Below are 18341 nucleotides of genomic sequence, written 5' to 3' on the forward strand. Positions count from 1 at the left end.
GCCGAACAAACCAGAGCCGCCGAGTGTAAAAAGCTCTCAAGGGATGTTATCGCCCGCCGAACGGCACCTTATTGGTGATAAGCGCTAGACAATTCATGAACGGCGTTGATAAATGCGCCTGCGTGCGCTGGATCTACCTCTGGCGTGATACCGTGGCCGAGGTTAAACACGTGGCCTGAACCTGCACCAAACGATTTTAGAATTTCGCCCACTTCAGTGCGAATTCGGTCTTGCGACGCATACAAAATACTCGGATCCATATTGCCTTGTAATGCAACTTTATCGCCAACCCTACTGCGAGCAGCGCCTATATCCGTTGTCCAATCCAAACCTAAAGCAGTGGCACCTGTGTTAGCCATGGATTCAAGCCATTGCCCGCCACCTTTCGTGAATAGAATAACTGGCACTTGGCGGCCTTCATTTTCTCGAATCAAACCGCTCACGATTTTTTGCATGTAAGCCAGCGAAAACTCTTGATAAGCGCTGTGGGACAAGGCGCCACCCCAAGTATCAAAAATTTGCACGGCTTGGGCGCCCGCTTTGATCTGTGCATTCAAATAAACCGTAACCGAATCCGCCAGTACCGATAGCAACTTATGCATTAACTGAGGCTGGTTGTAGAGCATTTCCTTAGCGCGACGGAAATCGCGGCTGGAACCGCCTTCGATCATATAGGTGGCTAAGGTCCAAGGGCTGCCAGAGAAACCGATCAAGGGAACTCGACCGTTCAGTTCGCGGCGAATGGTTTTCACCGTGTTAACGACGTACGGCAAATCCTGATCTGGATTTATGACATTCAGTGCATTGATATCCGCTTCAGTACGAACGGGTTTACGAAATTTCGGACCCTCGCCTGTTTCAAAATAGAGCCCTAGACCCATGGCATCGGGGATAGTAAGTATGTCTGAAAAAAGAATAGCGGCATCCAGACCTGGATAACGATCCAAGGGTTGCAGCGTAACCTCGCAGGCCAATTCGGGATTGGTACAAAGCCCCATAAAGTCGCCTGCGCGCTCGCGCGTTGCCCGATATTCTGGCAGGTAGCGACCGGCTTGGCGCATCATCCACACAGGGGTTACATCAACAGGCTGCTTGAGCAGAGCGCGTAGAAAACGGTCATTTTTTAATTCAGTCATCTTTTTTCCTCTGGCAGAAACAGTCCTGCCTAAAATGCACTAGCCCCGCAGAAGCGGGGCTAGATGGACAATATCAACAACTACATCAATTAAACAGCAAGGTAATCCAGAATTCCTTGGGCTGCCTCGCGGCCTTCCCAAATAGCGGTGACCACCAAGTCAGAGCCGCGCACCATATCACCGCCCGCAAATACCTTAGGATTGGTGGTTTGGAACTTGAACTGCTGTTCTTCCGGAGCATGCACACCGCCCCATTCGTTCACCTTCACACCGTTAGTTTCGAACCAAGGCTGTGGATTTGGACGGAAACCGAAAGCAATCAGCACCACGTCAGCAGGCAGAATTTCTTCTGAACCTTCAACCACGACAGGGCTGCGACGACCTTTTGCATCAGGCTCACCAAGTTTGGTAGTTACAACTTTTACGCCTTCAACTTTACCATTGCCCACAACCGCAACAGGTTGACGGTTGAACAGGAATTCAACGCCCTCTTCGCGCGCATTAGCCACTTCACGCTTGGAGCCCGGCATGTTTTCTTCGTCACGACGATACGCACAGGTCACGCTATCTGCACCTTGGCGAATTGAGGTACGGTTACAGTCCATCGCCGTATCGCCACCGCCGAGTACAACAACTTTCTTGCCTTTTACACTGATAAATTCAGACGCATCCTTCTCGAAACCGAGGTTGCGATTTACGTTGGCAACCAAGAATGGCAATGCATCGTAAACACCGGGTAAATCTTCGCCTGGGAAGCCGCCTTTCATGTAGGTGTAAGTGCCCATACCCATGAATACTGCATCATAATCGCGCAGCAATTCTTCCATGGTCACGTCTTTACCCACTTCAGTATTCAAACGGAATTCGATACCCATCTCAGTGAAAATCTGGCGACGACGACTCATCACAGATTTTTCGAGCTTGAATTCCGGAATACCGAAGGTCAACAGGCCACCGATCTCTGGATATTTGTCGAATACAACTGGCTTAACACCGTTACGAACCAATACGTCAGCACAGCCAATACCAGCTGGGCCAGCACCAATAATCGCCACTTTTTTGTTAGTCCAAACCACTTTGGACATGTCTGGCTTCCAGCCCATGGCGAAAGCCGTATCGGTAATGTATTTCTCTGCATTGCCGATGGTTACCGCACCAAAACCGTCGTTAAGCGTACAAGCGCCTTCACACAAACGGTCCTGCGGGCACACGCGGCCGCAGACTTCTGGCAACGAGTTGGTTTGATGGCTCAACTCAGCCGCTTCAAAAATATTGCCTTCAGAAATTAACTTCAACCAATTTGGGATGAAGTTGTGTACTGGGCACTTCCACTCGCAGTAAGGGTTACCGCATGCGAGACAGCGGTGCGATTGGTTCTCTACCTCTTCTTTGGCGAATGGCTGATAGATCTCCACAAACTTGTGTCTGCGAGTTTCTATGTCTTTCTTGGTGGGATCTTGGCGACCCACATCAAGAAATTGGAAATCATTGTTTAAACGTGCAGTCATGATATTTCTCCTCTCGCCTTATTCGCCGCGCTTGCGGAAACTGACGAGCAGCCCACCCAAAGCGGCTGCTTTGGGTTTGACCAGCCAGAACTTGCCAATGTAATCATCGAAGTTGTCGAGCAGGTACTGACCCCACTCACTCTCGGTTTCAGCAACAAACTCTTCGATGGTTGTGCGTAAATGGTGACGATGAGCTTCCAAGGCTTCGGTGTTGATGCGGTGGATATCCACCAACTCGTGGTTGTAACGATCCACGAAGTCGTTAGCCTCATCGAGTACATAGGCGAAACCGCCGGTCATACCCGCACCGAAGTTAACACCGGTTTGGCCCAACACAGTCACTACACCGCCAGTCATATATTCACAGCAGTGGTCGCCCGCACCTTCTACCACAACGTGCGCGCCAGAGTTACGTACACCACAGCGCTCACCCGCGATACCGGCCGCAAACAACTTACCACCCGTTGCACCATACAAACAGGTGTTACCCATAATACTGGTGACGTTTGACTTGAAGGTAGAGTTACGTGGCGGACGCAATACCAGCTTGCCGCCAGCCATGCCCTTACCAACGTAATCGTTAGCATCACCTTCCAAATACATTTCCAAACCGCCCGCGTTCCACACACCGAAAGACTGACCAGCAATACCGGTCAATTTCAGCTTGATAGGCGCATCTTCCATACCCAAGTTGCCGTAGCGTTTGGCGATTTCACCGCTGATACGAGCACCGATTGAACGGTCACAGTTGGTGATATGGAACTCAAATTCGCCGCCTTTTTTGGCTTCGATGGTTGGCAACAACGCGCGAACCATAGCTTCAGCGGTTTCACCCTTATCGAACGGCTCGTTTTTGGCAACCGCACACAATTGTGGCTTGGTCGCCAAGTAATCATCGGTATAGATGATGGGTTTTAAATCAAGTTGCTGTTGCTTGGTGGTTTCACCTTCGAGGATTTGCAATAAATCCACACGGCCAACCAATTCGCCCAAAGAGCGAACACCCAAACGCGCCATCCACTCACGGGTTTCCTCAGCCACGAACTTGAAGAAGTTCATCGCCATTTCAACGGTGCCGATGTAATGGTCTTTACGCAGCTTGTCTTGTTGGGTAGCAACACCGGTCGCACAGTTGTTCAAGTGGCAAATACGCAGGTATTTACAGCCAAGCGCTACCATGGGGCCCGTACCGAAACCGAAGCTTTCCGCACCGAGCATGGCTGCCTTAACCACATCCAAACCAGTTTTCAAACCACCGTCGGTTTGAACGCGCACTTTATCGCGCAAATCGTTTGCACGCAGGGTTTGATGGGTTTCGGACAAGCCTAACTCCCATGGAGAACCCGCATATTTAATAGAGGTTAACGGACTTGCCGCTGTACCGCCGTCGTAACCGGAGATGGTAATCAAATCGGCGTAAGCCTTAGCCACACCCGCAGCGATAGTACCTACGCCTGGGCGAGATACCAGCTTCACAGAAACCAGCGCATCAGGGTTAACTTGCTTCAAGTCGAAAATCAGCTGAGCCAAATCTTCGATCGAGTAAATATCGTGGTGTGGTGGTGGTGAAATCAGGGTAACGCCAGGCACTGAGTGACGCAGACGCGCAATCAGGGCGTTTACCTTACCACCTGGCAACTGGCCACCTTCACCCGGTTTAGCGCCTTGGGCGACTTTAATTTGCAGCACTTCCGCATTCACCAAATAAGCAGGTGTCACACCGAAACGGCCAGACGCCACTTGCTTGATTTTTGAAGTCTTGATAGTGCCGTAACGCGCTGGGTCTTCACCGCCTTCACCTGAGTTAGAGCGACCGCCCAAACGGTTCATAGCTTCAGCCAAGGATTCGTGCGCCTCAGGCGACAAAGCACCGAGCGACATACCTGCTGAGTCAAAACGTTTGATAATACTTTCAATAGGCTCAACTTCTGACAGCGGAACCGGCTTGCAGGCATCCTCACGAATCGCCAACAAGTCCCGCAGCATGGATACCGGACGCTTGTTCACCAAATCCGCATAGTTGCGCCATTGCGCGTAACTGCCGCTTTGAACGGCCTTTTGCAGGGTTTGCACCACATCTGGGTTGAACGCGTGATATTCAGAGTTGTGAACGTACTTCAACAAACCACCCTGAACGATTGGCTTGCGCTCAATCCACGCGGTTTGCGCAACAATTTTCTGATCAGCTTCCAGATCTTCAAAACGAGCACCGCCAACACGAGACGGAGTGCTATCGAAGCACATGGAAATCACTTCTTCGGACAAGCCAATCGCTTCGAACAGCTGAGCACTGCGGTAAGAAGTAACGGTTGAAATACCCATCTTAGAGAGGATTTTCAGTAAGCCTTTGTCGATACCTTTGCGGTAGTTTTTGTAGGCAGAATCCACATCCACCAACAACTCGCCAGTCTCAATCAAATCGTTGAGCACGTAGTAACTAAGGAATGGATAAACCGCTGTTGCGCCGTAAGCGATCAAAGCCGCGATTTGGTGCGGATCACGCGCGGTACCTGTTTCAACAATAATGTTGGAGTCGCAACGCAAACCGACGTTGGTCAAATGCTGGTTAACGGCACCTACCGCCAAGAGCGCATGAATTGGCAACAAGCCTTGTTTGAAGTCGTTATCGCTCAACACCATCAAGACCTTGCCAGATTTAACCGCTGCGGCAACATCGTCACACAGCTTGGTTAATGCGGCTTTCAGGTTGGTGGCGCTTGGGTCGTAGTGCAATGAGAAAACAGCTGCTTCATAGCCTTTGCGGTTCAAATTCATCAAACCGCGGAATTTGGCTGGCGATAACACGGGCGAACTCAAAATCACGCGATCAGCGTGCTCCGGAGTTTCGTCATAAACCGGCAATTCGCGACCAAGGCAAGTCTCAAGCGACATAACAATCGCTTCACGCAATGGGTCGATTGGCGGGTTGGTTACCTGTGCAAATTGCTGACGGAAATAGTCGTACAAGGAGCGCTGCTGGCGAGACAAAACGGCCATAGGGGTATCGTCACCCATGGAGCCCACAGCTTCCTGACCACCTTCTGCCAATGGACGCAACAATTGATCGCGCTCTTCAAACGACACTTGGTACATTTTCATCGCCGCTTTCAAAGCAATGCCTTGCAAGCCGTTTTCTTTAGCATCGGCTTCCAAAGTTGATTCAATACGCAAAGCGCGCTCTTTCAGCCATTGCTTGTAGGGCTGGGTTTCTTTGAGCTGATTGTCTACGTCTTGAGTGCGGTGTAATTCGCCGGTCAAAGTATCGATAGACATGATTTGGCCTGGGCCAAGACGACCTTTGGCAACAACGTTAGCTGGATCGTAGTTGTATACGCCCACTTCTGACGCCACAGTAATGATGTCATCGTTGGTAATTACCCAACGAGAAGGACGCAAACCGTTACGGTCAAGCGTACATACGGCGTAGCGGCCGTCGGTAATTACCAAGCCAGCGGGACCGTCCCACGGCTCGATGTGCATAGAGTTATATTCGTAGAACGCACGCAAATCTGGGTCCATATTTTCCACGTTCTGCCACGCAGGCGGAACGAGCATACGGATCGCACGGTGCAATTCCATACCACCCAAGGTCAGGATTTCCAGCATGTTATCGAGACTGGAAGAGTCAGACCCAGTGCGGTTTACCAGAGGCTTAACGCTTTGCAGTTCTGGCAATAACGGAGTTACAAATTTAGGAGTACGCGCCACAGACCAGTTGCGATTACCCACAACGGTGTTGATCTCACCGTTATGCGCCAACATACGGAAGGGTTGCGCTAATGGCCATACAGGCATTGTGTTAGTGGAGAAGCGTTGGTGGAATACGCAGATAGCGGTTTCCAAACGCTCGTCCGCCAAATCGGCGAAGAAACGTGGCAAGTCCACGGGCATCATCAAACCTTTATACGACAAGGTGCCTGTGCTCAAGCTTGCTACATAGAAGGCTTTATCAGCTGCAAGACGCAATTCAGTCTTACGACGAGCCATAAACAGTTTGGCGTCTACTTGTTGCAGAGTTAAATCTTTGCTGTTTACAAACAAATGATTGAAGACCGGCAAAGAGCGCATGGCGATTGGACCAAGGCAACTTGGGTCAACAGGGATTTCACGCCAGCCCGCAACGATCAAGCCTTGTGCGGTCAACTCTTCGGCAAAAATAGCGCGCGCAGCTTCAGCTTTGTCGGCTTCGCGGCTGAGCATAATGGAGCCAACGCCATAGATTTCGGTCAACTCAGCATTGCAAGACTCTTTTGCGACGGCACGCAAAAAGCTGTCCGGCTTTTGAATCAACAGACCACAACCGTCACCGGTTTTACCATCGGAGTTAATACCGCCGCGGTGCGTCATGCACGTCAATGCTTCAATTGCTGTTTTGAGCAGACGATGGCTGGTTTTGCCCTTCAAGTGTGCAATCAAACCAAAACCGCAGTTATCTTTGAACTCGTCTATCTGGTAGAGGCCAGTGGTCATAGGCTGAATCTCAATAAATCAATCAATATCAAGGAACTTCACAGTATTTTTGCGCGCAAACCTTGTTACATACAAAAGACGCGCCACCTCACATCCCAGACAAAAAAGCCCCTGAGGGTTTTAGGGGCTGCGGACAAATGGGCGCAGGATATTACCCGCTTACCCCATAAATGGCAAGCAACCTGACCTGTTTTACAGCAAGGAATTCACGTACAAAAAACCAACAATACGGCTCATTCAGACAGAGTAAAATCATCTAAAAAATCTAGAATTGATGCTAACAAGTGAGGCTAACCCCATAAAAATGCTAAAGAATGCACATTTAGCGATTTATATTACGGAAGCGCGCATTTTTCCGATGAACAGACTTTAACATTGCCGAGATATAGGCTAACTTAAGATATTGACCGAACAAGATTTGCTCCGTTTGAAAACTCAAATGCCGCAATTTATATTTCAATAATGTACCGCTTCTAACTCTCGGGAAATTAGGACGACACCATGCAGACAAAAACAACATTTACCCTTTTAAGCGCTTCGTTTTTAAGCTTGGTGCTGTCGGCTTGTGGTGGAGGAGAGGGCACCTCCACGCTCGATAACTTTAACAATAGCTCTTCAATCGGGAGTGGCGGTAATACCACCCTAAAAATCGGCAGCGGCTCAGGCACGAACTTCGTCTCAGGTGCTATAGCCAGTACCGCATCTGCCCCGACTCTTTTCGAAGGTGACAAAACCCAGCTAAGCGTGACCGTTGTTGATGGGCAGAATGTCCCGACAGCAAGCAAGTTGAAAGTTAAATTTGATTCTCCCTGCCTCGCAGCAAATCTATCGTCTATAGCAGGTGATAGCACCGTAGAAACCATCAACGGAACTGCTACAGTTCAATACACCGTGGGCAAATGCGATATCGATGACAAAGTAACTGCAAGCATGGTCGTCGGCTCTTCGACGCTGGATGCGTTCGTCACCCTTCCGATCAACACTAGACGCATAGGGTCAGGTACTGGCTCCACGTTTGTTAAAGATAAGTTAGAAGTGGGTATTGGCGATAACACCCTATCCGCGGGAGGGACTACCTCTATTGCGGCATACATAGTTAACTCGGCCGGCGAACTGGTGTCGGACACCATGGAAGTAACCTTCTCCTCTCCGTGCCTCTCAGCTAACAACGCCACCATTACAGGAGGGAATACAGTCAACACCGTAAATGGAAAAGCAGAGGTCAGCTACGTATCTAAAGGCTGTGCTGGGGTCGGCGGTGCCGATTTAGTGAAGGCCACAACCACATTTAGAGGTGCTGTTTTAACTGCAACTGCAAATGTGTTTGTCAAATTAGATACTGTACAAACCATTGCATTTGCGGATGCCTCCCCCAAGCAAATCAGCCTAAAAGGAACTGGGGGGCTTGAGACTTCAACTGTTCGTTTTCGTGTGCTAGGCCAAGCAGGCTCTCCAGTTAAAGGGGTTTGCGTTAGTTTCGAGCCTAGTACGACTGTGGGAGGCCTAACGCTAGTAGAGGGAAAATGCGGCGTTTCAAGTCCAACAGCCTTTAACGCACTGACAGATGCTGACGGCTACGCTTCGACTACCGTTCAGGCTGGCACGGTCCCTACGCCCGTCCGCATTACCGCGAGCGTTGGTGAAGTGAAAACGCAATCCAGCGTGTTGGTGGTCACCACGGGGATACCCGATCAAAACAGTGCAAGCTTGTCATTGAGCGATCTTGCTCCAAACAGCTGGACAAAGGATGGTGTAACAAGTACTGCGACCATCAGACTGGCAGATGCATTTAATAACCCAGTTCCAGATGGAACTGCAGTGACCTTCACGACCAGCGGCGGAGCTATTGAGGGAAGCTGCACCACCTCTGCTGGAACCTGTCCTGTAGAATGGCGCAGCCAAAACCCCCGCCCTGTGCCAGCAGGCACAGTATCATTCTCTAACATTACTGAAACCTCATACACCATGGCCTGCTCCGATGGTTCCAAGGAGTGCCGCAAAGGACGAGTACAAATACTCGCCACTGCTGTTGGCAACGAGTCATTTATTGATGGCAACAGCAACGGCGTATACGATGATATTTCCAAGGATATTTTTGTTAACAGTAACGGCATCTATTCTGCGGCAAATAAGGGATTGCCTATTTCAAATACAGCCCTGTGCTCTCCAAACGCGCCCCGTTCGTCGGCTGCTTACGGCACAGCAAACAGCTGTGACGATTTACGTGAGGCCTACGTCGACAAGAATTTCAATTTAGATAGGGATTTAATAGAGGAATTCCTAGACTTTAACCAAAACGGTAGCTTTGATCCCTTACCAAACGGAAAATACGATGGCGCCCTGTGCTCAGGAACCGCAAAGGCAAACGGCGATTGCACCACAAACAAAGTGAACGTGAGACAAGAAGCTACTTTGGTTATGTCATGCGGCGAAAGCCCTATGGTTGTTGGTCTTTCCAGCTTTACTATTGCAGCAGGTGAAACCAAACGAATTCCAGTTCTGGTGGCTGACTGCAACGGGAATGCTATGCCCAAGGGTACCAGTGTAACCGCTGTCACTACTGATCTGGTCGACGCTACAGCGTCCTTAAACATTAGTGGTGGATTACCAATGTCGACCAATCCATCCGTTATTGTTTTGATTGTTAAGGCTGACGCTGTCAAAACCCCTAAAGGAGCTACCGGCATACAAGTTGGCGTTGCGGGAGGAGGAAGTGTCTCCTTTACAGTGAACGTAAACTAGAGATAGGATTTAGAGCTTTAAAAAAATGCCCCTTAAATGGGGCATTTTTTTGTCTCACTTTTTGCTCAGTCCATTTTGAAACCACAAAAACAAAAAACTTACCGTTGCTTAATCTCTTGCTGAATAACTTTAATCTCCCTTGGCCACGGTGCTGCTTTTCTTTGCGCCTCAGTTAGCTCCTGCACAGCCTGTCGAGCCTTTGAGGATGACGCATACCGCCCCGTTACAACCACAAACCAATCTTTACCTGCACGTCTACTCTTAAACAAAAGTAACTCTTTTTTATTGGGTTGCGCGGCGATAAATTCGTGAGCAGCTTTTTCATTGCTAAGCCCAACAAGCTGCAAGGTATACCCAGTAGCGTCCCAACCCAAAATTGCTTTTTCTTGATCTGAATAGGTATCCGCGCTCTTAGACTTGCCAACAAGTGTGGGGTCGGTTTCAGCTTTAACTGTAATTTTTGCGAGCTCGCTAGAGAGTTCTGCTTTTTTTGAAGATTTCAACGAAGAAACACTACTCGATCGGCTCTGCTTCGCTGCGCCATTTTCCGTCTCATTACTCTGAACCAAATCACTCGTTTTAACCAAAGGAACTACGCTTTCTTTCGGCTTTGGCTGAGCAGCACTTAATTGCGAAGCTGAGGAGGAGCTAGCCAGACTCTGGGCAGCCTCCGAACTTATTAGCGCTGCCGAATTGGGAGCGGCGATAGAGCTTGCTTGAACTGAGACGGCTTGAGATGAAATCACACCAGCCTGCTGAGGAACAACCGGAATTGACGATGTAACTTTTGCATCCTCCAGTTTTGAGGCATCACGGTCTTGATATAAAAACCAAAAAAATAGCCCCCCAACCAGGGCGGAAGCAGCAACAATATGAGGAATGGGTAAACCCCGCTTCTGCGACAGATACGAGCGAGAACGCTGGGGTTTAGACACCGCCTCTAATAAACTTTGGTGTGCATGTTCGTGCAATTGAAGCAGTTGGCCTTGCGACTGTCGCCACCAGGATTCAACCTTTGATTCAACAAAAATCTCAGGCCCCAGATAATCCGCCATCTCCATGCGAAAGTTCAGATAGTCCACGGCCTCAATTAACGAAAATTTTTCCAACGAAAAATCCGTTAACACTACATCCGGAACGTTGATCGCTTCAAGGCGACTCAGAAGATGAGGCTCCGCAAAGAGCACCAAATGCAAGCGCGACTCAGTACCTTCCCTCAAAAGTTCAATTAGATCGAGAATAACCTCGTCAGAAAGGTGGTGCGCATTATCGACGATCAGAACAACCAAACCATCTTGCCCGGATTTTTGTAGGCATAAATGTGTAAAAGCGTCACGATCAACCAGTTCTAACTGTTCACAAACGTCCGCCAGAATGGAATCGATGTCCGAATTAATTTGTCCTTCAACAAAACAAATGTCATCCGCATCATCAAGCGCATCAATCAGTGCTTGTGCCATCCGCGTTTTACCCACGCCATAATCGCCGGTAATCAATAATAGGTTTTGGCTAAATTGGCAGAGATGCAATAATTGCTCGAGAATTTGACGACGCTGCGCACCTTGATAAAACGGAAAATGCGGATCGTCTACAAAAGGGTCTGTTGATAAGCCATAACGCTGACGATAGTCAGCCACTAACGACGAGTCTTGATCAAAACGTGAACTTAGCGCATTTACCGATGGATCAGTTTCACCCAACGGATTGTCGGAGTCTTCAGAAAAAGACGGCTCAGTCCTCATAGCAATTTCTCTCTCGATGATTTAACGACAAGCGGCAAAAGTTTCCATCAACAGCTTTGTATCAATATCGCTGGTAACTATCGCATGTCCTATTGATTTAAGGAGTACCAATCGCAAGCGGCCATCCAAAACTTTTTTATCTACACCCATCAGATCCACGAATTGTTCCGGTGTCATGTCGGCGGGGGCTTTAGTTGGCAACTTAGCTCGCTGAAGTAAAGTAATTATTCGCTGTAAATCTCCTTCGGAAATATCTCCGCAACGCATGGATAAATCGGCAGCCATTACCATCCCTGCAGCAACAGCCTCGCCGTGCAGCCAGTTACCATAGCCTTGCGCGGTTTCAATGGCATGCCCAAAAGTGTGCCCCAAATTTAGAATCGCTCGGATGCCACCTTCACGCTCATCCTGTGCAACAACATCTGCTTTATTTTGACACGAACGTAACACAGCGTAGGTTAAAGCGGTTTCATCACCACTCATCAACAGCTCAATGTTTTGCTCAAGCCAATCAAAAAAATCTGCATCGGATATAAGCCCGTATTTTATGACTTCAGCCAAACCCGCGGAAACTTCACGAGCGGGTAAAGTTTTTAGCAAAGATATATCTGCCACAACCGCTTGTGGTTGATAAAAAGCGCCTATCATGTTCTTACCCATTGCATGATTGACGCCGGTTTTTCCACCAACAGATGAATCCACCATGGACAATAACGTTGTGGGAATCTGAATAAAATTAACACCGCGCTGATAACATGCCGCCGCAAAACCCGTCATATCCCCCACGACACCGCCACCTAGGGCGATCAATGTAGTTGTACGATTGTGCTTTTCTGCTAGCAAAGTTGTAAATATGTCGTTGAGTGTTGAAAGATTTTTATACGACTCGCCATCAGGTAAAACTACGCAGCTCATTTGCGAGGCACTCAAGCAATTCTTTAACTGCTCAAGATAAATCGGAGCTATCGTTTCATTAGTGACAACACAAACTTGCTTACCGTGGATGTGGGGGGTATATAAACCCACCTGCGATAGCAAATTGGAACCGATATAGATGGGATAGGAACGCTCTCCAAGAGCAACGGTAAGTGTTTGCATAACGAGACTCAACCAAAAATATTGGGCGCTACTTTACCATATAGCGCCCGATATTTTTGACGAAATTATGAACGGTACTTGCTTTTAACGTGCGGAACTAATTAACGCAGAAATTTCTTGCGCAACAGTTTTGGGAGATCTTCTGTCTGTATTGATAACAAAATCTGCGGTCTCACGGTAAAGCGGATCACGCAATGCAACCAAATCAATTATTTTTTGACGAGGGTTTTCGACTTGCAACAAAGGGCGCTTCTTGTCGCGGGCAGTACGTTCTACTAACTGATCTATGGAGGCTGTTAGATAGCACACATAACCAGACGCTGTCATGACTTCGCGATTTTTCTGCCGCAGAATAATCCCGCCGCCAGTGGCTATAACTGCACCTTGACCACTCGCCAACTCCTCAAGCACGGCAGACTCGCGATCACGAAACCCCTCTTCGCCTTCCATGTCGAAAATCCACGGAATGTCAGCACCAGTTCTGTCTTCAATTACTTTATCGCTATCACGGAAGTCCAAATGAAGCTCGGCCGCGAGAACGCGGCCTATTGTAGACTTGCCAGCCCCCATCGGGCCGACAAGGTATATATTGCGCTTGTGCATCAGTTGGTCAGTTTATCCGCAATGATTCTCGGGGTAATAAATATCAGCAGTTCCGTTTTGGATTCTGCTCTCAGGGTACGCTTGAATAAACGCCCAAGGTAAGGCACATCACCCAGCACAGGCACCTTAACATCAGTTTTCGTAGTATCCAACCCGAATACCCCCCCTAAGACGACTGTTTCACCATTGGGGACAAGAACCTTAGTGTCAATCTGGTTAATATCGATCGCCAAGCCGCCTGTCGAAGTTACTTCGCCCACCGAATCTTTGGTAATAACGAGATCCATAATCACGTTATTATCTGGCGTTATCTGAGGAGTCACCTCTAACTTTAAAATAGCCTCTTTGAAGCTAGTACTCGTTGCCCCGCTAGCAGAGGCCTCTTGGAACGGAATCTGTTTACCCGATTTTATCGAAGCGGTTTTCTTGTCGCTTGTAACCACTCTAGGCTGGGAGACTATTTCCGCGTAACCCGCGTTTTCAAGTGCTGTCAGCTCCATATCTAGATAAGAGTTGTCTGTTAAAATACCGGCTGCCAAGCTGCCTGCGGCTTTACCTGTCGTAGCCAAATCCACCACCTTATCAGCAGCGCTAGGCACTGGTAACACTGGTGAATTGTTTAAGATCTGCGCAGGATTTGGATTCGCAACACCATTTAAAGTACCTGAAGCTTGGATAAGCGAATTATCTGACTTGCCGTATGTAATCCCTCCCCAACGAACCCCCAACTCTCGACGGAAGTTTGAGTTGGCAATAACCAAGCGCGCCTCAATCATCACCTGACGAATAGGAATATCAATTTGATCCACTAATCTTTTAAACTGTTCAATTCGGTCTGCAGTATCGGTAACGATGATTGAATTAGTTCTCTCATCAACGATAGCCTGACCTCGTGCTGACAGAACGCTTCCAGTGGATTGACTACCACCGTTTGCACCATTTGCACCTGTTCTTCCACGAAACAATTCAAACATGTCTTTTGCATTGGCATAACGAACACGTAGATATTCAGTTCTCAAAGGTGCTAACTCTTCCAATTGCTTCTTGGTTGAAAGCTCTTGACGCTCACGCTCCGCGATTTCTGCAGCTGGGGCGACCATCATTACATTGCCGTCCAAGCGCTTGTCCAACCCCTTAGTTTTAAGTACAAGCGCCAATGCTTGGTCCCAAGGTACGTTTTCTAATCGCAAAGTAATACGCCCCTGAACTGTATCACTAGCCACAAGGTTGAAGTTCGAGAAATCAGCCAGAATTTGAAGAATTGCTCTCACCTCCATATCTTGGAAGTTGAGCGATATTTTTTCACCGTTAAATTGGAAATCTTTTTTCTTTTCGATTTTCTCTTGCTCGGTGAGCGGCTTGATGCTCAATACATATTCGTTATCGGTTTGATAAGCCATGTAATCAAAATCGCCCTTGGCTGATACGTTCAAAACAGAAGTAGCTCCGTCTTGAGATGTATTGACCATAGTGACAGGAGTTGCGAAATCAACAACATCTAAACGGCGACGCAACTCTGCGGGTGTCGACACGTTGTTAAATGATAACTTTACTCCAGCTCCAGTCGTTGCTAGATCAGCACTGACGTGGGGATCGGTGAGCGATACGATGATTCTGCCTTCGCCATTTTGCCCACGCCTAAAGTCAATATTAGAGATTGCTTTTTGACCTGCACCAGCTGCGGTTGGCGCAGGCTTTTTGCTCGGCAAATCCAAACTTTTTGCAGCTACACTTTTGCCATTGGCATTAGCTGCTTTATTTGCACCAACCTCAACAACGAAGGTATTTCCATCTTTTCTGGTGGAATAAGACGTCAGCTCATTAAGATTTAAAATCAAACGTGTACGACCTTCCGTTGTCAGCAACATAGCGCTTTGAGCATTATCAAAAGCCAACGGAAAACGGCGATCCTTAAGTTCGCTAACCGACTCTGGAAAATCCAATACAATTCGAGCAGGCTTTTCTATTGTGTATCCTTTAGGGTCAGGCGGAGTATCGCTAAACTGAACTCGAACCTCAAAACGCTCGCCGGGTAGCTCTGCGGTATTGAATGCGCTTATAGTGTTCGCCCAACTTAAGGGTGACAACAAGCAAAGTATTAATAGAATGTTATTGCGCATATTTAACCCCAATAAGAACAGAATACGCATTGCTGATTATTCCTTCGTCACTAACTTAATAATTCTTGGGCGTTCGACCCAGCCATTTGAACCATCAGCAACAATTTCCATCACCTCTATTTGAGCCTTGTCGGTGGAGATTATTTTGCCGAAATTCTTTCCCATGTAATTTCCAACGGTAACCGGAGTAACCTTGCCCTGACCATCATCTATGAGCGCAAAAAGCTTACCTGCCTTATACAAAGTGCCAACCATATTCAAATTCACAATGTTAAAGTTTTCGAGATACTCCTTCTCCCGCGTAAAATCTGGCTCTACAGCTCGCCCGCCTTTTGTTTCTTTATCTTTGGGAGCTGGACGCTCAAATGGACTGCGCATCGTCATCGCACTGTAAGTAAAGGATTGATATACCTGAAAAGGAGGCAATGGCTCAATTTGCCCTTGGGGACGACGCTTTGTTTCAGCCATAAAGTCTTTCAGATCTTGTTGATCTGATGACGAGCTACATGCCGATAAAACTAACGCAAAAATAAATATTTCAACAACCAACAGGATAGTCTTCATTTCACTTTACCTGCGCTTTATATTTATAGGTTTTGGCAGAGATTTGCATATTCAGCATAGAATCTTTTTTACGCGTGATAGTGTAGTCATGCAAAGTAACAATACGCGGCATAGCTGCGATTCCGCTAACAAACCCACCCATATCATGGTAGCCGCCATCGGCATTTATACGAAAAGGAACCTCGATGTAAAACTCAGCAGCTCTTTCAGGCTCCATTGTTGTTGCATTGATAGTCAGGCCGCTCTCTCTACCTCTAGCACCTATATCATCCAGCAGACCGGGAACTTGTGCATCACTTGGCAAACGACTCAACAAAGACTTAAAGGTTTTATCCATTTCATCCATCTGAGCGCGATAAGCATCGAGATTTGCAGCTTCAAAACTTTTAGTTTCGTAGGTTTTACGAAGGGTTTGCTCCTTAGCCTTTACAAGCTCCAAATCATCATGCAATTCACTTATTTTTAGGTAAAAGGTTAAAGAGAAAATGATGATAGCCAATAAAACAAGAACGAATATTTTGGCAGGCAAGGGCCAAATTCCCATTTTTTCAAAATCGATATTATTGGGATCGAAATTTTTAATTTGTTCCAGGGTTTCATTCATTGACATAATTATTTACTCCCCACGCTTTTAGCCGAAGGGTTATTTTCATTTTTAGCACTTTGCTCCGTAGGTACTGAAGTGCTTACTGTCATTTTGAAAAATTGTGCCTGTTCCCCTTCGTTGGGAGCTGCAACCACCGAGGTAAGATTCGGCCCCGCAAACCAATCCGACGCATCCAAGTTACGCATAAAAGTTGCAACACGGTTATAGGATTCGGCGACTCCTTCTATGCTTAAAGTCGTACCTTGAAGTGAAACCATCGAAACGAACACACCATCAGGAATTGACCGTGCAAAGTCGTCAAAGTATCGAACAATCAAAGGGCGTGTACCCTGTAAATCCTGAATAATTTTTATACGGGCTAGAAGATCGTCACGAACCTTTTTCAGGTCTGCAATTTCTTTAACTTGTTTCTCCAAGTTCGCTATTTCGACTTCTAGCATCTGATTTCGAGCCTGTTGGTTCTCAATAGCAGACTCCGCACTCGCAATCCATAAGTATGAAATCAAACCAGACAACAAAACCACCCCGCCGATAACAGCCAAAAACTGTTCTTTCTTCTCTTTGCGATAGGCTTCGCGCCACGGCAATAAGTTAATCTTTGCCATTAATCAAAACTCCTCATCGCAAGGCCGGTCACAATCATAAGTGACGGCGCATCGTTTGCTAAAGCCACGGCGTTAACTCGAGAAGAAACCGACATGCGCGCAAATGGGTTTGCCACAACGGTTTGAGTGCCCAATTTTTCCTCGATCAAATTAACCAACCCTTCCAGCGAAGCAACACCACCCGCGAGGATAATGTAATCCACATCGTTGTATTGACTGGCAGAGAAGAAGAATTGAAGAGAGCGAGTTACTTGTTGCACAACGGCTTCTTTGAACGGAGCCAAGACTTCCGATTCATAATCGTCAGGCAAACCGCCCTGCTTCTTCGCTAAACCTGCTTCTTCACGCGACAAGCCATAACGGCGCTGAATTTCTTCAGTCAGTTGCTTACCACCGAAAAGCTGTTCACGTGTGTAGACCGTTTTGCCATCAACCAACACACTAAGAGTTGTCATGGTGGCGCCTATATCGATAACAGCCACAACTTGTCCTTCTTGGTCCTCAAGCTGCTCAGAGATGAGCTCGAAAGCCCGCTCCATACTGTAGGCTTCGATATCGACTTTTTCAGGAAGAAGGTCAGACAGCTGCAGAACGTTAACTCGCATTTCCACGTTTTCACGACGGCATGCCGCGAGCAGAACTTCTACCTGTTCAGGATTGCGGGGCGATACTCCCTGAACTTCAAAGTCGATAGCAACTTCTTCCAAGGGGAAGGGAATGTACTGATCGGCCTCCAGTGAAATTTGGGTTTCCATGGCGTCATCACTCAAACCTGCTGGCAGATCGATCATCTTGGTGATCACCGCCGAACCCGCTACAGCAACCGCAGCGTGCTTGAGTTTGGTTTTGGATTGCTTGACCATGGCTTTCACAACTTCAGCGACAGCCTCTGGATCATTGATATTTTTCTCTACCACTGCGTTGGGAGGCAGTGGTTTAACGGCATAAGTCTCTACACGATAGCGATCACCGTGACGGCTTAATTCCAACAATTTAACCGAGGTCGAACTGATATCCAGCCCAATTACCGGTTTCGCTTTTTTTTCGAGGAAGCTTAAAATGCCCATTTTTCTATCTATATCCGTAACTTAGACGTTGTTTATGTTATAGCACTTTAACTTAAGCCTGCAACAAACAGATGAATAT

12 protein-coding genes are annotated in these 18341 nt (G+C 47.7%); 1 reads left to right on the forward strand and 11 read right to left on the reverse strand.

The genetic code is table 11. The features are described from left to right. Positions 1 to 68 precede the first annotated feature (68 nt). The 3 genes from hemE to gltB all read right to left on the reverse strand — a co-directional run bounded on the left by hemE (position 69) and on the right by gltB (position 7114). The gene (gene hemE / locus U1F02_RS15130) at positions 69 to 1136 is read right to left on the reverse strand and encodes a uroporphyrinogen decarboxylase (RefSeq protein ID WP_409991249.1); all 1068 of its coding nucleotides are present in this window, start codon (positions 1134 to 1136) and stop codon (positions 69 to 71) included. Between the two features lie 89 nt (positions 1137 to 1225). Further along, complete coding sequence (locus tag U1F02_RS15135) at positions 1226 to 2644, reverse strand: FAD-dependent oxidoreductase (RefSeq protein ID WP_409991250.1); 1419 nt, start codon at positions 2642 to 2644, stop codon at positions 1226 to 1228. An 18-nt stretch (positions 2645 to 2662) separates the two neighbouring features. Continuing rightward, positions 2663 to 7114: a glutamate synthase large subunit gene (gene gltB, locus U1F02_RS15140; protein WP_409991251.1), complete on the reverse strand. Its 4452-nt coding sequence runs from the start codon at positions 7112 to 7114 to the stop codon at positions 2663 to 2665. Positions 7115 to 7615: 501 nt separating this feature from the next. Between gltB and U1F02_RS15145 the strand changes: the two genes are divergently transcribed. After that, positions 7616 to 9856, forward strand: coding sequence for a hypothetical protein (locus U1F02_RS15145; RefSeq protein WP_409991252.1), 2241 nt, complete (start codon positions 7616 to 7618; stop codon positions 9854 to 9856). Positions 9857 to 9954: 98 nt separating this feature from the next. Here the strand turns inward: U1F02_RS15145 and U1F02_RS15150 are convergent, their stop codons facing one another. The 8 genes from U1F02_RS15150 to U1F02_RS15185 all read right to left on the reverse strand — a co-directional run bounded on the left by U1F02_RS15150 (position 9955) and on the right by U1F02_RS15185 (position 18262). Continuing rightward, positions 9955 to 11598 carry an AAA family ATPase gene (locus tag U1F02_RS15150; RefSeq protein WP_409991253.1) on the reverse strand — a complete coding sequence of 548 codons (1644 nt, stop codon included), beginning with the start codon at positions 11596 to 11598 and terminating at the stop codon, positions 9955 to 9957. A 21-nt stretch (positions 11599 to 11619) separates the two neighbouring features. After that, positions 11620 to 12696: a 3-dehydroquinate synthase gene (gene aroB / locus U1F02_RS15155; protein WP_409991254.1), complete on the reverse strand. Its 1077-nt coding sequence runs from the start codon at positions 12694 to 12696 to the stop codon at positions 11620 to 11622. A gap of 84 nt (positions 12697 to 12780) precedes the next feature. Beyond that, positions 12781 to 13299 carry a shikimate kinase AroK gene (gene aroK / locus U1F02_RS15160; protein ID WP_409991255.1) on the reverse strand — a complete coding sequence of 173 codons (519 nt, stop codon included), beginning with the start codon at positions 13297 to 13299 and terminating at the stop codon, positions 12781 to 12783. Next, positions 13299 to 15449, reverse strand: coding sequence for a type IV pilus secretin PilQ (locus tag U1F02_RS15165; protein ID WP_409991256.1), 2151 nt, complete (start codon positions 15447 to 15449; stop codon positions 13299 to 13301). Before U1F02_RS15165 ends, aroK begins: the two co-directional genes overlap by 1 nt. A gap of 6 nt (positions 15450 to 15455) precedes the next feature. Then, entirely contained in the window at positions 15456 to 15983 is a 528-nt protein-coding gene (locus U1F02_RS15170; RefSeq protein ID WP_409991257.1) for a pilus assembly protein PilP, read from the reverse strand. Position 15984: 1 nt separating this feature from the next. Next, entirely contained in the window at positions 15985 to 16593 is a 609-nt protein-coding gene (locus U1F02_RS15175; RefSeq protein ID WP_409991258.1) for a type 4a pilus biogenesis protein PilO, read from the reverse strand. Between the two features lie 2 nt (positions 16594 to 16595). Then, positions 16596 to 17195 (reverse strand): PilN domain-containing protein, encoded by a 600-nt coding sequence (locus U1F02_RS15180; protein WP_409991259.1) that lies wholly within the window; start codon positions 17193 to 17195, stop codon positions 16596 to 16598. After that, positions 17195 to 18262, reverse strand: coding sequence for a pilus assembly protein PilM (locus U1F02_RS15185; protein WP_409991260.1), 1068 nt, complete (start codon positions 18260 to 18262; stop codon positions 17195 to 17197). Before U1F02_RS15185 ends, U1F02_RS15180 begins: the two co-directional genes overlap by 1 nt. Positions 18263 to 18341 lie beyond the last annotated feature (79 nt).

The sequence above is a fragment of the Cellvibrio sp. genome, assembly GCF_046347455.1.
Taxonomy (GTDB): domain Bacteria; phylum Pseudomonadota; class Gammaproteobacteria; order Pseudomonadales; family Cellvibrionaceae; genus Cellvibrio.

What these genes read in the sequence shown, in the direction of transcription:
- hemE (WP_409991249.1), bottom strand. Translation starts at nt 1,136, where the DNA reads ATGACTGAATTAAAAAATGACCGTTTTCTACGCGCTCTGCTCAAGCAG.
- U1F02_RS15135 (WP_409991250.1), bottom strand. Translation starts at nt 2,644, where the DNA reads ATGACTGCACGTTTAAACAATGATTTCCAATTTCTTGATGTGGGTCGC.
- gltB (WP_409991251.1), bottom strand. Translation starts at nt 7,114, where the DNA reads ATGACCACTGGCCTCTACCAGATAGACGAGTTCAAAGATAACTGCGGT.
- U1F02_RS15145 (WP_409991252.1), top strand. Translation starts at nt 7,616, where the DNA reads ATGCAGACAAAAACAACATTTACCCTTTTAAGCGCTTCGTTTTTAAGC.
- U1F02_RS15150 (WP_409991253.1), bottom strand. Translation starts at nt 11,598, where the DNA reads ATGAGGACTGAGCCGTCTTTTTCTGAAGACTCCGACAATCCGTTGGGT.
- aroB (WP_409991254.1), bottom strand. Translation starts at nt 12,696, where the DNA reads ATGCAAACACTTACCGTTGCTCTTGGAGAGCGTTCCTATCCCATCTAT.
- aroK (WP_409991255.1), bottom strand. Translation starts at nt 13,299, where the DNA reads ATGCACAAGCGCAATATATACCTTGTCGGCCCGATGGGGGCTGGCAAG.
- U1F02_RS15165 (WP_409991256.1), bottom strand. Translation starts at nt 15,449, where the DNA reads ATGCGTATTCTGTTCTTATTGGGGTTAAATATGCGCAATAACATTCTA.
- U1F02_RS15170 (WP_409991257.1), bottom strand. Translation starts at nt 15,983, where the DNA reads ATGAAGACTATCCTGTTGGTTGTTGAAATATTTATTTTTGCGTTAGTT.
- U1F02_RS15175 (WP_409991258.1), bottom strand. Translation starts at nt 16,593, where the DNA reads ATGTCAATGAATGAAACCCTGGAACAAATTAAAAATTTCGATCCCAAT.
- U1F02_RS15180 (WP_409991259.1), bottom strand. Translation starts at nt 17,195, where the DNA reads ATGGCAAAGATTAACTTATTGCCGTGGCGCGAAGCCTATCGCAAAGAG.
- U1F02_RS15185 (WP_409991260.1), bottom strand. Translation starts at nt 18,262, where the DNA reads ATGGGCATTTTAAGCTTCCTCGAAAAAAAAGCGAAACCGGTAATTGGG.